We start from the raw sequence: 13,522 nt of genomic DNA on the forward strand, positions 1-13,522 counted from the left end.
GCGCTCCATTCCGAAAACGCATAGCAGATCCGCAAATTTCGCACATAAAATATTTTTTACTTTAGATATTTCATTTTTCGAACTATCTGGCGTTCGAACGGTTACGGAGGCCTCATGACTGGCGTGACAGCAGACTGCATCTTCGGCGACGACCTGAACCTGATTCCCCAGGAGCTGCGCATCATGTTCGGCACCCTGGTGCTTGCGCGTGCGCTCGAGGAACAGATGGAAGAGTTCAGGACCGAAGTGCCGCTGACCAAGTCGGAGCGGCACATGCTGATGAACCTCGGCGTTCCGCGACGCATGGGCCAGATCGCCGAGACGCTCAACACCCAACCCTCGACCGTCACCGCCGTCGCCGATGCGCTCGAAGCCAAGGGCCTGCTGGAACGGGAACGCGACCCCGACGACCGGCGCGCCTGGCAGCTCCGCCTCACCGAGGCCGGCATCTCCGCCCGCAGAAACCTGATCGAGGTCGCCGTGTCGAAGTTCCGGGAGATCTCCGGGCTGTCGACCAGCGAGATCGAGCAGGTTGCAGGCTTCTTCGATTCCGTGACCGAACACGTCCTCAAATCCGGATTCCCCAAGGGATTGACACTATGATTACCAAGAAACTCGTCATCGGCGCCGCGGTCGCCGGCTGCATCGGGCTGGCCGCAATCGCGCAAAGCACCACGCAGGAGGAAACGCCTGCGGAGATGGCGCTCAAACCCGTCAAGCTCATGCTGGTCGAGGAAGCTGAAGCGACACTCACGCGGCAGTTCTTCGGCAAGGTCGTTGCCCGCAAGACGGTGGACCTCGCCTTCCAGGTGGCCGGCCAGATCCAGGATTTCCCCGTGATCGAAGGCACCCGGATCGAGCAAGGCGCGCTGGTCGCGCAGCTCGACCTGCGCCCCTTCGAGCTCGCCCTGGAGCAGGCCAGGCTGCAGAAGGAGCAGGCGGACCGGACGGTCGACCGCCTCGAGAAGCTCAAGGGCAGCACGGTCGGCCAGGTCGCCATCGACGACGCGGTGACATCCGCCGGCCTCGCGGAGATCGCGCTGGAGAATGCCGAGATCGCGCTCGAGGATGCGACCTTGCTGGCACCGTTCGATGCGCTGGTGGCCTCGCGGAGCGTCGAGAACTTCACCACGATCTCCGCCGGCACGCCGGTCGTGCGGCTGCACGACATGTCCGAGATCCGGGTGGAAGTCGATCTTCCGGAGGTGCTGGTCCAGAAGGCCGGCCTCGCCGAGAAGGTCAACGTGTTGGCGAAATTCCCATCGTCCGCCACGGAATACCCGCTGGAGGTCCGCGAACTGACCGCGGAAACCTCGGCCATCGGCCAGACCTACAGCGCCACCTTCGGAATGCAGGCCCCCGAGGGGCTGTCCGTCCTGCCCGGCTCCTCGGTCACAGTGACCGCGACCCTCGCACAGGACGACGGCGGCATCATCGTGCCGGCCTCGGCCATCGCGATCGACACGGATGGCAGCACCTACGTCTACGTTTTCCGCCCGACCGGCGCCGCCGAGGGCTCGCTGACCAAGGCCATGGTCACCGTCGAGCCCACCGACGACGGCGAGGTCCGGGTCGTCTCCGGCCTGACTCCGGGCGAGGAAATCGCTGTGGCCGGCGTGAACGAGCTGAACGACGGCATGCAGGTTCGCCGCTTCGCGGGCTTCGGGAACTGAGGACGCTTTCATGACCATTGCACGCGCCTCCATCGAGCGGCCGATCTACACCTGGCTGATCATCCTGGGCTGCCTTCTCGGCGGCATCTGGGGCTTCAATTCCATCGGCCGGCTGGAAGATCCGGCCTTCACCATCAAGAACGCGGTCATCGTCACCGCCTACCCCGGCGCCACCGCCGAGCAGGTGGCGACGGAAGTTTCCGAACCGATCGAATCCGAGATCCAGAAAATGGGCGAGGTGGACAACATCACCTCGACCAACCGCCCGGGCTCGTCGCTGATCGAGGTCGAGATCAAGTCGACCTATGACGGCACCGAGCTGCCCAAGATCTGGACCGACCTGCGCAACCGCGTCGCCGATGCCCAGCTGCCCGACGGCGCCGGGACGCCCTATGTCAACGACAGCTTCGGCGACGTTTTCGGCATCTTCTACGCGATCACCGCGCCGGGCTTCTCGGATGCCGAGAAGCACGAGCTGGCGACGTTCCTGCGGCGCGAACTGCTCGCCGTCGAAGGCGTGGCCGATATCGAGGTGTCCGGCCTGCCCGAGGAGGCGGTCTTCGTCGAACCCGACATGACGCTTGCGGTCAACCAGAACATCTCTCCTTCCGCCCTTGCCGCGGCGCTTTCCACCGCCGACTCGGTGGTCGACGCCGGCGGGGTCGAGCATGGCCCGAGCCGGACCATCATCCAGCGCCCGCAGGGTGACGATACCGTCTCGGCGATTGCCGGGCTGACGGTCGGGGTCGGTGGCGAGGTGCTCAACCTCTATGACCTCGCCAATGTCTATCGCGACCGCGAGGAGAACCCCTCGCTGATCATCCGCCAGGACGGCAAGGATGCCTTCACCCTCGGCATCGCCGGACTTTCGACCGAGAACATCGTGACCGTCGGCAAGAGGGTCGACGAGCGCCTCGCCGAACTGAGCGCCGAGATCCCGTTCGGGGTCGAGATGAGCCCGATCTACCAGCAGCACATCGTGGTCGAGGAGGCCTCCGACGCCTTCCTGCAGAACCTCGCGATGTCCGTCGCCATCGTCGTCGCGGTGCTCGCGATCTCGATGGGCTGGCGGGCGGCGGTCGTCGTCGGCGCGACGCTGCTCCTGACCGTGGTCGGCACCGTGTTCTTCATGGACATGTTCTCCATCGAGATGGAACGGATCTCGCTCGGGGCGCTGATCATCGCCATGGGGATGCTGGTGGACAACGCCATCGTCGTCGCCGAGGGCATGCAGGTTGCGATGCTCCACGGCAAGAACGGCCGCGTGGCCGCCGACGAAGCGACCAAGAAGACGCAGATTCCGCTGCTCGGCGCGACCGTGATCGGCATCATGGCCTTTGCCGGCATCGGCACCAGCCCCGACGCCACCGGCGAGTTCCTGTTCTCGCTCTTCGCGGTGATCGGCATCTCGCTGATGCTGTCGTGGATCCTCGCCATCACGGTGACGCCCTACCTCGGCAACCTGCTGTTCCGCGAGATCGACGAGGGCGAGCACGATGCCTATGGCGGCCCGTTCTTCCGCGCCTTCGGCTGGACGCTGAACCTGGCGCTGCGGCTGCGCTGGCTGGTCGTCGTCGGCCTCATCGCGTTGACGGCCGTCTGCTTCAACGCCTTCGCGAAACTGCCCCAGCAGTTCTTCCCCGACAGCAACACGCCGCTGTTCTTCGTCCACTACAAGCTGCCCCAGGGCGCGTCGATCAACGCGACGTCGGAACAGATGGCGGTGGTCGAGGACTGGCTCGACGAGCGCGACGACGTGGTTTCCTACACCACCTTCGTGGGTCAGGGCGCGACGCGATTCATGCTGACCTACTCGGCGGAAAACGCGAACCCCAGCTACGGGCACATGATCGTGCGCACCGAATCCATCGAGCAGATCCCGGCGCTCAAGGCCGATCTTGATGCCTTCGGGGCCGAGGCTCTGCCCGAGGGCGAGTTCCGCACCAAGCGGCTGGTCTTCGGGCCCGGCGGTGGTGACCCGATCGAGCTGCGCCTGTCCGGAAACGACCCGGAGGTCCTGCGCACCCTCGCCGACGAGGCGATGGGGATCATGCGGGGCGCCAGCGACAACCTCACCACGATGCACACCGACTGGCGCGAGAAGGAGCTGGTGCTGCGGCCGATCTACTCGACCGACCGGGCGCAGACCGCGGGCATCACCCGCGACGACATCGCCTCGATCCTGCAGTACGCCACGGACGGCACCCGCGGCGGCACCTACCGGGAAGACGACCGGCTGATCCCGATCATCATCCGCGAGCCGCTCGACTCGAGCCTCACGCTGATGGACCAGGTGGTCTATTCGACGGCGGCCGGGACCTTTGTGCCGATCGAGCAGGTCATCGACGGCTTCGAGTTCATCCCCGAGGACACGCTGGTGCAGCGGCGGGACCGCCAGTTCACCATCACCGTCGGCGCAGACATCCGCGACGACGTGACGGCCGCCACCGTTCACAGCGAGATCAGCGCGGCCATCGAGGCGATGGACCTGCCGATCGGCTACAGCATGGCCTGGGGCGGCGAGCACGAGAACTCCGGCGAGGCGCAGGCCGCGCTCGGAAAGCAGCTCCCGATGAGCTTCCTCATCATGGTGCTGATCTCGATCGTGCTGTTCAACGCCCTTCGCCAGCCGCTGATCATCTGGCTGCTGGTGCCGATGTCGGTGAACGGCGTGGTGATCGGGCTCGGGATGACCGGTTTGCCCTTCAGCTTCACCGCCCTCCTGGGCCTGCTGAGCCTCTCGGGCATGCTGATCAAGAACGGCATCGTCCTGGTCGAGGAGATCGACCTGCTGCGCCACGACGGGCTGGAGCTGAAACCGGCGATCATCCGGGCCTCGACCTCGCGTCTGCGGCCGGTGGTGCTGGCGGCGGCGACGACCATCCTCGGGATGATCCCGCTGCTGACCGATGCCTTCTTCGTCTCGATGGCGGTGACCATCATGGGCGGGCTGGCCTTTGCCACGGTGCTCACCCTCGTGGCCGCGCCGGTGCTCTACTACATCTTCTTCCGCAAGCAGGGGATGGCCGAAGAGCGCAACCGGCATGCGAGGGATCTCGCCACCGGCGTCCCGGCATAGAAAAAAAGGCCGCGCGTGAAAACGCGCGGCCTTCGTCGTTCCAGAAGGGCGCGAACGGCGATCAGCCGGCCGCCGCGCCTTCTTCGACCATCCACGAGAGTTCCTTGCGCAGCGCCTCCAGCGTCTCCGCATTGCGCGCCGAGACCATGTACCCCTCGTGGATCGTTGGCGCATAGTCGCGCCCGTCGAGCAGGCCGACCGCGCCACCGGCCTCGACGACGGCCAGCGCACCCGCCGCGTGATCCCAGGGCATCAGCTTGAAATCGAAGCTGAACTGCCCGTTGCCGAAACAGAAGGTCCGGTAGGCGTGGCAGGCGCAGCGCATGTCCGTGACCCGGCCCCGCCCAAGCAGGAACAGCGCGAAGCGCTCCCGCAGGTGTTCCGGCAAAAGCCAGGGCGAGCCGAAGCCGGCGAAACCGGTCGGCCCTTCCGGCACATCGAGCCGCAGCTGCCGGCGCTTCCCGTCCGCGGTGCAGAACCACGTCCCGCCGCCGCGGATCGCCATGACCCAGTCGTCGTTCAACGGGTCGTAAAGCAGCCCGAACACCGTCTCGCCGCGATGGGTCACCGCCAGCAGAACGCCGAAGACGGAGACGCCCTTGGCGAAGTTCCAGGTGCCGTCGATCGGATCGATGATGACGGCCGTTTCCGCGATGCCGATCCGGTCCAGCAGCGTGGGGTCTTCCGCGACCGCTTCCTCGCCGACAATCTCGGCCTCGGGCAGGATTTTTGCCACCGCTGCCGAGATCGAGGCTTCGGATAGCCTGTCCGCGATGGTCACGAGGTCGTCCGGGTTGCTCTTGGCGTCGACCGAGCCGGCCTCCAGGTTCCGGAACCGTGGCAGGATCTCCTCCCGCGCGGCGGTCCGGACCGCCTCGACGAGGGCGTCCTGCTGTTGCTGGTTGGGGATCATGCCTGTTTCCTTTCAGTTCCGGACGGGGCCCTCGGCCCACGCGCCCGCCGCCCTGCCGGGCGGCTTCCTGCCCGCGGTATAGTCGCACCATGCGACAGCCGTAAGTGCGATGCCCGGACGCGCCCGGCTGCCCTCAGATCCTGTCCAGCAGACGATACCAGCGGTAGGTCAACGGCAGGATGGCACGCCGGTGGCGACCGAAAGGAAAGCGCGGCGGCGGGCGGCGCATCAGGTCCGGCAGCGGTTGCCGTTGCGGGCGGCCAAGCGCCAGGTCGGCCAGCCGTGCGCCGGCATAGCTGCCCATGGCAACGCCATTGCCGTGATAGCACATGGCGCCGAAGGCATTCCCGAGGCCTTCCAGCGGCCCGGCAAAAGGCGTCAGATCCCGCGACAGGGCGACCAAGCCCGACCAGAAATAGGGCGTTTCCACCTTGCGCCAGGCAGGGAATATCCGCTCGAAATCGGCCCGCGCCATGGCGCGGACCTCGGCATGGGCGGCCTCCGTCGCCCGCATCGCCCCGCGCAACCCGAACAGCATGCGCCGGTTCGGCATCAGACGGAAATAGTGCAGCAGGTGGCGCGTGTCGTAGCACATCTGGTTGGAAGTCCAGCCCTGCTCGGCCAGTTCGGCTTCGGTCATCTCGCGCGTCACGAGGATGTTGGTCTGCACTGGCAGGAACCGCCCGGCCATCCAGTTCGGAATATCATCCGAGCCGTAGCCATTGGTGGCCATCAGCAGTTTCGCTGCTCGCACGACACCGCGCGGCGTCTTGATCCGCCAGCCGCCGGACTCCTCGGCGATTGCCTGTGCAGGCGAGGCGGCGAAGATCCGCGCCCCCGCCTCTCCGGCCGCGCGGGCAAGGCCGAGCGCGTATTTCAGAGGATTGAGCGCGAAGCCGATCGGGGTCGTCACCGCGCCGTGGAATTCCTCGCTCGCCATGCCGTGGGCCGCCAGGTCCCCACGACCCAGAACCTCGCAGCGCACGCCGAAACGGGCGCTGGCTTCCCGAGCCTCGGCCTCCAGCCCGCGCACATCCGACGCGCGGTGCGCCAGCAGCGTCTCGCCCTTGGAATGCACATCGGCGGCAATACCGTGACGCTCCAGCCGCTCGGCCACCAGCTCCACCGCGAGCTTCTCGGCCGTGAAGAACCGGGCGGCGTCTTCCGCCCCGTAGCGGCGCTCCAGCGCGGCCGGCGAAAGCTTGGCGCCTCCGATGCAGCAGAAGCCTCCGTTGCGGCCGGACGCCCCCCAGCCCGGGGTTTCGGCCTCGAGCACCACGACGTCCGCGCCGGCATCTGCCAGGTCGAGCGCCGCGGAGAGCCCGGTGTAGCCACCGCCCACCACGGCAAAATCGCAACGGATCTCGCCTTCGCATTCCGGCCAGCGGGGCCTCTCGGCCACAGGCACCGTCTCGCGCCAGTAGCTCGCCTCGATCGGGCGCGGCCCGTAGGCCATCTCTTCGTAGGGTCTCAGCATCGCGCCTTTCCGGCCGTCAGGTCTGGGCGGCGGCTTTCTCTTCGCGCGCCTGCCGGGCAATGGCGTTCTTCGACATCAACGAAGCGACGATCACGCCCACCGCCACGATCGCGATCATGATCGTCGACAGCGCGTTGATCTCCGGGCTGACGCCCAGTCGCACCGAAGAGAAGATCTTGATCGGCAGCGTCGTCGCGCTCGGACCGGCGGTGAAGGAGGCGATCACGAGGTCGTCGAGCGACAGCGTGAAGGCCAGAAGCCAGCCCGACGCCACCGCTGGCAGGATGATCGGCAGGGTCACCAGCCGAAATGCCTGGAACGGCGTGCAGCCGAGGTCGAGCGCCGCTTCCTCGACCGAGCGGTCGAAGCTGACCAGCCGCGACGACACCACGACGGAGACGTAGCACATGGAAAAGGTCGTATGGGCTAGGACGATGGTGATGATCCCGCGATCCAGCCCGATCGCGATGAAGAGCAGCAGCAGCGACAGGCCGGTGATCACCTCGGGCATGACCAGCGGAGCGTAGATCATGCCGGAGAACAGCGTGCGGCCGAAGAACCTTCCGCCGCGGACCATGACATAGGCCGCCATCGTCCCCAGCACCGTCGCCACGGTGGAGGACAGCACCGCCACCCGCAGCGTCACCCAGGCTGCGTCAAGGAAGGCCTCGTTGCGGATCAGCTCGCCGTACCACTTGGTCGAGAACCCGGCCCAGACCGTCACCAGCTTGCTCTCGTTGAAGGAGAAGATGATGAGGATCAGCATCGGGATGTAGAGAAAGGCGAACCCGATCGTCAGCGAGACGGTGTTGAACCAGGTGAGGCGTCTCATTGCTCTGCCTCCTGCTGGCGTTGCTGCTGCCGCTGGAACAGGATGATCGGGACGATCAGGATCGCCAGCAGCACCACGGCCACCGCGGACGCCACCGGCCAGTCGCGGTTGGAGAAGAACTCCTCCCACAGCACCTTGCCGATCATCAGCGTGTCGGACCCGCCCAGCAACGACGGAATGACGAACTCACCAAGCGCCGGGATGAAGACCAGGAAGCAGCCGGCGATCATGCCCGGCCGCGAGAGCGGCAGGGTGACCAGCCAGAACGCGCCCGCGCGGGTGCAGCCCAGATCCTCGGCCGCTTCCAGCAGCGAGGCGTCGAGCTTTTCCAGCGTCGCGTAGATCGGCAGGATCATGAACGGCAGGTAGGTGTAGACGATGCCGATGTAGACGGCCGTGTTGGTGTTCAGGATCGTCAGCGGCTCCGAGATCAGGCCGGTCCAGAGCAGGAACTGGTTCAGGAAACCCTCGTTCGACAGGATGCCCATCCAGGCGTAGACGCGGATCAGGAAGCTGGTCCAGAATGGCAGGATCACCAGCATCATCAGCGTCGGGCGCCATTCGTCCGGCGCGTTGGCCATGCCATAGGCCACCGGATAGCCGACCAGCAGCGTCAGGAAGGTGGAGATCAGCGCGATCTTGAGACTGGAGAGGTAGGACTTCCAGTAGAGCGAGTCCTCCGACAGGAAGACGTAGTTCTCGAAATCGAGCTCGGACAGGAAATCCCGGAACCCCGCCCAGCCCGCCGAGAGATCCAGCGTCGGCGTATAGGGCGGGATCGACAGCGCCACGTCCGACAGCGAGATCTTCAGGACGATGAGGAAGGGCACCAGGAACAGCGCCAGCAACCACAGGTAGGGGACGAGGATCAGCAGGGCCTTGCGCGGGTTCATCGCATCACTCCGTCAGCACGACGCCGGCAGTCTCGCTCCACCAGAGCCAGACATTGTCCTCCCAGGTGAACTTGCGGCGTTCGATCCGGCGCGTGTTGGCGGACTGCGCCTTGAAGATCTCGCCGGTCGGGATCTGCACGTGATAGGTGGAGAGATTGCCCAGATAGGCGATGTCGATGATCTTCCCCTGCATGATGTTGGTCTTGCCCTCGGGGTGCTCCTTGGAGATGTGCACTTTCTCGGGCCGGATCGCGAAGGTGCAGCGCGTGCCGTCCGCGATCGGCTGCATCGGCGTGCCGATGATCGGCTCCTTGCCCTCCGCCCAGTGGATCTGCACCTTGCCGTCCTTCTGATGCGAGGTGGCCACGCCCTCCACGAGGTTCACGTCCCCGATGAAATCCGCCACGTAGACCGATTTCGGCGTCTCGTAGATCCGGTCCGGGGTGTCGACCTGAATCATCTTGCCGTGGTCCATCACCGCCACGCGGGAGGCGACGGTCATCGCCTCTTCCTGGTCGTGGGTCACGATGACGAAAGTCGTCCCGGTCTTTTCCTGAATTTCCATCAGTTCGAACTGGGTGTCGGTGCGCAGCTTCTTGTCGAGCGCGCCGAGCGGTTCGTCGAGCAACAGCAGCTTCGGCGCCTTGGCGAGGCTGCGCGCCAGCGCCACCCGCTGCCGCTGGCCGCCGGAGATCTGGTGCGGCTTGCGGGCCGCGAATTTCTGGAGCTGGACCAGGCGCAGCATCTCGTCGACGCGGGCGGCGATCTGGTCCTTGGGCAGGTTGTCCCGCTTCAGCCCGAAGGCGATGTTCTCGGCCACCGTCAGGTGCGGGAACAACGCGTAGGACTGGAACATCATGTTGACCGCGCGCTTGTTGGGCGGCACCGGGCCGATGTCCTGGCCGTCGAGCAGGATATACCCCTCGGTCGGCGTCTCGAAACCGGCGAGCATCCGCATCAGCGTGGTCTTGCCGCATCCCGACGGCCCGAGCAGGGCAAAGAACTCGCGGGCGTAGATATCCACCGTCAGATCGTCGATCGCGGTGAAGTCGCCGAACCGCTTGGTCACGTTCTGGAACTGGATCAGCGGGCGTTGGTTGGGGTCATTCCAGGGCGCGAAAACGTCCGGACGGGATGTGGGTGCGGGATCAGACATTGCAGGCCTTCGGAATGCAGTCAGGGGCCCCGCGCAACTTGCGCGCGGGGCCGGTCTCAGCGTGTAAGATCAGGTGCCGGACTTGATCTTGGTCCAGAGCCGGGTGACGACCCGCTGCACCTTCGCGTCGTAGGGCGTGGTGGTGAACAGGTTGTCCAGCGTCGCCTCGTCCGGGTAGATCGCGGTGTCGCCGATCACGTCTTCCACCAGGAACTCCTGCGAGGCCTTGTTGCCGTTGGCGTAGTAGACGTAGTTCGACGCCGCGGCCATGTTCTGGGCATCCATGATGAAGTTCAGGAAGACATGGGCGCCTTCCGGGTTCGGCGCATCGGCAGGGATCGCCATCTGGTCGAACCACATCTGCGCGCCTTCCTTGGCGGCGTTGTAGACGATCTCGACGCCGTTGTCGGCCTCGACCGCCCGGTCGCGCGCCTGCAGGATGTCGCCGGACCAGCCGACCGCAACGCAGATGTCGCCGTTGGCCAGCGCGTTGATGTATTCGGAAGAGTTGAACTTGGAGATGTAGGGACGGATTGCCATGAAGACCTCTTCGGTCTTGGCGATCACGTCCGGATCGTGGCTGTCGGGGTCCTCACCGATGTACTTCAGCGCGGCCGGGATCATCTCTGCCGGCGCGTCGAGGAAGTAGACGCCGCATTCCGCGAGCTTCTCCATGTTGGCCGGGTCGAACACCAGCGCGAGGCTGTCGAGCGGCGCATCCTCGCCCAGCACTTCCTGGACCTTGCCGACGTTGGCGCCGATGCCCGTGGTGCCCCACATGTAGTTGATCGAATAGGCGTTGTCCGGGTCGTACTGCGCGGTGCGCTTCTCGATCACGTCCCACATGTTCTCGAGGTTCGGCAGCTTTTCCGCGTCGAGCTTCTGGAACGCGCCGGCCATGATCTGGCGCTGCAGGAAGGTACCGGAGGGCACGACGACGTCATACCCCGAACCGCCGGCGAGCATCTTGGTTTCAAGCACTTCGTTGGAGTCGAAGACGTCGTAGATGAGGTCCAGACCGGTCTCTTCCTCGAACTTCGCCAGAAGCTCCTCGTCGATGTAGTCGGACCAGTTGTAGACGCGCACCTCTTCGGCCATTGCGGCCGTGGCGGTCAGCGAGACCGTCACCAGCAGCGTCGAGATTCCCTGTTTCATAGTGTCTTCCCTTGGTGGTTATCAGGCTTCGACATGAGTTTTTATTTGATCAAACGTCGCCTTTCGACGCAAGCTTCGCGGTAACGCGCCAAAAAGCAAGCCCCCAGTTGCGCTCCGCACCCCCTGTCGGTCGCCCGCGACCAAGAAAAAGGCAACGCCGATGACCACGCAAGAGGCAAAGACGCCGGAACACGAGGCGATCTACATGCGCCTGCGCCAGATGATCCTGTTCGGGGAAGTCGCCCCGGGCGAACCGCTGACCATTCTGGGCCTGCGGGAGCGTATTGGCGCGGGGATGACGCCGGTCCGCGAGGCGATCCGCAGGCTCACCGCGGAGGGCGCCCTCGCAGCCCTTGGCAACCGGCGCATAAATGTCCCGGAGATGACGCTCAACCACTTGGAACAAATAGCCTTCGCCCGGAGATCCATCGAGCCGGAGCTGGCCCGGCGCGCCGCTGAGCGGGCCAATCCCGAGATGATCCAGGAGCTTCGCGAGATCGACCGGCGGCTGGACCAGGCAATCGGCAGCGGCGATGTGCGCGGATACCTGGAGCAGAATTACCGGTTCCACTTCCGGCTCTACGAACAGGCCGACGCGGACGTCCTGCTGACACTCGCCAGCGGCCTGTGGATGCGGGTCGGTCCGTCCCTCCGAATCGTTTGTGGACGTTACGGCACTTCGAATCTGCCGGACCAACACGACGCCGCGATAGACGCCCTTGTTGCAGGCGATGCGCACAAGGTTTGTGCAGCGATGGAACAGGACATCCTTCAGGGCCTCGATCAGATTCGGAACTCGCTCAAGGAATCCGGTGCGGACACGGCCTGAGGGCGCTCGCGTTGACTTCCGGATAAATTTGATCATAAATCCGAGCAACGCCGGGCTGCCGCCCCGGCGTCGCGACGCTGCGGCGTCGACCCGCCGCGGCATTCCTCATCGGTGAAGGACGCATCCGACATGTCGAGACATTCGCACAGCTGGGAAGACGATCTCCCGCCGGCATTCCTCGCCCATCGCGCGGAGCGGCGGCTGGAGGAGGTCGAGGCGATCATCCCCGATCTCGTAGGCATGTCGCGCGGCAAGGCGATGCCGAGCCACAAGTTCTCTCCGGAGGAAACCTTCTTCCTGCCGATCTCGCTCTTCTACCAGACGGTGTCGGGCGAGTACGTCGACATGGACGACATCACCGACCAGTGGCTGGAAAAGGACATCGTCCTGCGGCCGGACATGAGCACCGCGACGGCGGTGCCCTGGGCCGAGGACGCCACGCTGCAGGTGATTTGCGACCTCGAGACCCGTGACGGCACCCCGCTCGGCATCGCGCCGCGCAACGTGCTCAAGCGGGTCCTGAGCTTCTACGAGACCAATGGGTGGCAACCGGTGGTGGCGCCGGAGCTGGAATTCTACCTCACCAAGCCCAACACCGACCCCAACGAGCCGATCGAGCCGCCGCTCGGCCGCACCGGGCGCAAGGGCGCCAGCCGTCAGGCCTATTCGATGGTCGCGGTGGATGAATACGGCGAGGTGATCGACACGATCTACGATTACGCCGAGGCGCAGGGCCTGGAGATCGACACCGTGATCCAGGAGGGCGGCGCCGGCCAGATCGAGATCAACCTGCTGCACGGCGACCCGCTCAAGCAGGCCGACCACGTCTTCTATTTCAAGCGGACGATCCGGGAGGCCGCGCTGAAGAACGGCGTCTTCGCCACGTTCATGGCCAAGCCGATGCGCGACGAGCCGGGCTCGGCGATGCACATCCACCAATCCGTGGTGGACCGGGACGGGCGCAACATCTTTTCCGCCGAGGATGGCAGCGAGACCGATGCCTTCCGCAACTTCATCGGCGGCAGCCAGAAATACCTGATGTCCGTCGTCCCGCTGCTCGCGCCCTACGTGAACTCGTTCCGACGGTTCAACGCCGAGGGCATGAGCGCGCCGACCAACCTTGAATGGGGCAGCGACAACCGCACCACCGGCCTGCGCATCCCGAATTCCAAGCCGGACGCTCGGCGCGTGGAGAACCGGGTGATCGGGATCGACTGCAACCCCTACCTCGCGATCGCTGCCAGCCTCGCCTGCGGCTATCTCGGCATGGTGAACCGCACCGCGCCGCGCCCGATCGCGGAACATGAAGTCTATGAAAGCGAGACCCGCCTGCCCGAGGATCTCGGCTACGCGCTGGAGCTTTTCGACGAGGACCGCGACGTCCGCGAGATCCTCGGCGCCGAGTTCTGCCAGCTCTATTCCGGCATCAAGCATGCCGAGCACGATGAATACAAACGCGAAATCTCCCCTTGGGAACGTCAGCACCTGCTGCTGAACGCCTGATGAAGGAATGAC

Annotated in this window: 11 protein-coding genes; 5 read left to right on the top strand and 6 right to left on the bottom strand. The window is 65.3% G+C overall.

Annotated elements, in window-relative coordinates; translation table 11 throughout:
- Positions 1 to 114: 114 nt before the first annotated feature.
- The 3 genes from CHB86_RS17630 to CHB86_RS17640 are packed head-to-tail and all read left to right on the top strand — an operon-like array spanning position 115 to position 4,752.
- Complete coding sequence (locus CHB86_RS17630; protein ID WP_245838102.1) at positions 115 to 603, top strand: MarR family winged helix-turn-helix transcriptional regulator; 489 nt, start codon at positions 115 to 117, stop codon at positions 601 to 603.
- Positions 600 to 1,673, top strand: coding sequence for an efflux RND transporter periplasmic adaptor subunit (locus tag CHB86_RS17635; protein WP_089234401.1), 1,074 nt, complete (start codon positions 600 to 602; stop codon positions 1,671 to 1,673). Before CHB86_RS17630 ends, CHB86_RS17635 begins: the two co-directional genes overlap by 4 nt.
- 10 nt (positions 1,674 to 1,683) lie before the next feature.
- A complete protein-coding gene (locus tag CHB86_RS17640; protein ID WP_089234402.1) occupies positions 1,684 to 4,752 on the top strand; it encodes an efflux RND transporter permease subunit in 3,069 nt (1,022 codons plus the stop codon).
- Positions 4,753 to 4,813: 61 nt separating this feature from the next.
- Here CHB86_RS17640 and CHB86_RS17645 read toward each other — a convergent pair whose 3' ends face one another.
- The 6 genes from CHB86_RS17645 to CHB86_RS17670 form a co-directional block, all read right to left on the bottom strand.
- Positions 4,814 to 5,665 (bottom strand): inositol monophosphatase family protein, encoded by an 852-nt coding sequence (locus tag CHB86_RS17645; protein ID WP_089234403.1) that lies wholly within the window; start codon positions 5,663 to 5,665, stop codon positions 4,814 to 4,816.
- Positions 5,666 to 5,798: 133 nt separating this feature from the next.
- A complete protein-coding gene (locus tag CHB86_RS17650; protein WP_089234404.1) occupies positions 5,799 to 7,142 on the bottom strand; it encodes an NAD(P)/FAD-dependent oxidoreductase in 1,344 nt (447 codons plus the stop codon).
- A 16-nt stretch (positions 7,143 to 7,158) separates the two neighbouring features.
- A complete protein-coding gene (locus CHB86_RS17655) occupies positions 7,159 to 7,974 on the bottom strand; it encodes an ABC transporter permease (RefSeq protein ID WP_089234405.1) in 816 nt (271 codons plus the stop codon).
- Positions 7,971 to 8,867, bottom strand: coding sequence for an ABC transporter permease subunit (locus tag CHB86_RS17660; RefSeq protein WP_089234406.1), 897 nt, complete (start codon positions 8,865 to 8,867; stop codon positions 7,971 to 7,973). The genes CHB86_RS17655 and CHB86_RS17660 overlap by 4 nt, the downstream gene beginning before the upstream one ends.
- A 4-nt stretch (positions 8,868 to 8,871) precedes the next feature.
- Positions 8,872 to 10,023: an ABC transporter ATP-binding protein gene (locus CHB86_RS17665; protein ID WP_089234407.1), complete on the bottom strand. Its 1,152-nt coding sequence runs from the start codon at positions 10,021 to 10,023 to the stop codon at positions 8,872 to 8,874.
- 69 nt (positions 10,024 to 10,092) lie between these two features.
- Positions 10,093 to 11,178: a polyamine ABC transporter substrate-binding protein gene (locus CHB86_RS17670; protein WP_089234408.1), complete on the bottom strand. Its 1,086-nt coding sequence runs from the start codon at positions 11,176 to 11,178 to the stop codon at positions 10,093 to 10,095.
- 160 nt (positions 11,179 to 11,338) lie between these two features.
- Between CHB86_RS17670 and CHB86_RS17675 the strand changes: the two genes are divergently transcribed.
- A complete protein-coding gene (locus CHB86_RS17675; protein WP_089234409.1) occupies positions 11,339 to 12,007 on the top strand; it encodes a GntR family transcriptional regulator in 669 nt (222 codons plus the stop codon).
- A gap of 129 nt (positions 12,008 to 12,136) precedes the next feature.
- Positions 12,137 to 13,510, top strand: a complete 1,374-nt coding sequence (locus CHB86_RS17680) for a glutamine synthetase family protein (RefSeq protein WP_089234410.1) — start codon at positions 12,137 to 12,139, stop codon at positions 13,508 to 13,510.
- Positions 13,511 to 13,522 lie beyond the last annotated feature (12 nt).

This window comes from Tropicimonas sediminicola, assembly GCF_900188335.1.
GTDB lineage: Bacteria > Pseudomonadota > Alphaproteobacteria > Rhodobacterales > Rhodobacteraceae > Tropicimonas > Tropicimonas sediminicola.